The following is a 1,669-nucleotide window of genomic DNA, read 5'->3' on the forward strand; positions in this document are numbered from 1 at the left end:
CTCTCTTGAGTGGATCCTGAGTACGACGGAGCACGTGAAATTCCGTCGGAATCTGGGAGGACCATCTCCTAAGGCTAAATACTCTCTAGTGACCGATAGTGAACCAGTACCGTGAGGGAAAGGTGAAAAGTACCCCGGAAGGGGAGTGAAATAGAACTTGAAACCGTGTGCTTACAAGTAGTCAGAGCCCGTTAATGGGTGATGGCGTGCCTTTTGTAGAATGAACCGGCGAGTTACGATTTGATGCAAGGTTAAGCAGTGAATGTGGAGCCGTAGCGAAAGCGAGTCTGAATAGGGCGTTGAGTATTTGGTCGTAGACCCGAAACCAGGTGATCTACCCATGACCAGGCTGAAGTTCAGGTAACACTGAATGGAGGGCCGAACCGACTTACGTTGAAAAGTGAGCGGATGAGTTGTGGGTAGCGGAGAAATTCCAATCGAACCTGGAGATAGCTGGTTCTCTCCGAAATAGCTTTAGGGCTAGCCTCAAGTGATGATTATTGGAGGTAGAGCACTGTTTGGACGAGGGGCCCTTCTCGGGTTACCGAATTCAGACAAACTCCGAATGCCAATCAATTTAACTTGGGAGTCAGAACGCGGGTGATAAGGTCCGTGTTCGAAAGGGAAACAGCCCAGACCACCAGCTAAGGTCCCAAAATATATGTTAAGTGGAAAAGGATGTGGCGTTGCCCAGACAACTAGGATGTTGGCTTAGAAGCAGCCATCATTTAAAGAGTGCGTAATAGCTCACTAGTCGAGTGACACTGCGCCGAAAATGTACCGGGGCTAAACATATTACCGAAGCTGTGGATTGTCCGTAGGACAATGGTAGGAGAGCGTTCTAAGGGCGTTGAAGCATGATCGCAAGGACATGTGGAGCGCTTAGAAGTGAGAATGCCGGTGTGAGTAGCGAAAGACGGGTGAGAATCCCGTCCACCGATTGACTAAGGTTTCCAGAGGAAGGCTCGTCCGCTCTGGGTTAGTCGGGTCCTAAGCTGAGGCCGACAGGCGTAGGCGATGGATAACAGGTTGATATTCCTGTACCACCATAATTCGTTTTAAGCGATGGGGGGACGCAGTAGGATAGGCGAAGCGTGCTGTTGGAGTGCACGTCCAAGCAATGAGACTGAGTATTAGGCAAATCCGGTACTCTTAAGGTCAAGTTGTGATGGGGAGAGGAAATTGTTTCCTCGAGTCGTTGATTTCACACTGCCAAGAAAAGCCTCTAGCTAGAAGTGTGGTGCCCGTACCGCAAACCGACACAGGTAGTCAAGATGAGAATTCTAAGGTGAGCGAGCGAACTCTCGTTAAGGAACTCGGCAAAATGACCCCGTAACTTCGGGAGAAGGGGTGCTCTTTAGGGTTAACGCCCAGGAGAGCCGCAGTGAATAGGCCCAAGCGACTGTTTATCAAAAACACAGGTCTCTGCTAAACCGTAAGGTGATGTATAGGGGCTGACGCCTGCCCGGTGCTGGAAGGTTAAGAGGAGTGGTTAGCTTCTGCGAAGCTACGAATCGAAGCCCCAGTAAACGGCGGCCGTAACTATAACGGTCCTAAGGTAGCGAAATTCCTTGTCGGGTAAGTTCCGACCCGCACGAAAGGCGTAACGATTTGGGCACTGTCTCAACGAGAGACTCGGTGAAATCATAGTACCTGTGAAGATGCAGGT

At 50.3% G+C, this 1,669-nt stretch carries 1 rRNA gene; it reads left to right on the top strand.

Annotation, left to right across the window (positions count from 1 at the left end):
- Positions 1–1,669: ribosomal RNA gene (locus ACY191_RS06035) — 23S ribosomal RNA — on the top strand; the annotation flags it as partial.

Source organism: Staphylococcus sp. TCBT05 (assembly GCF_055179755.1).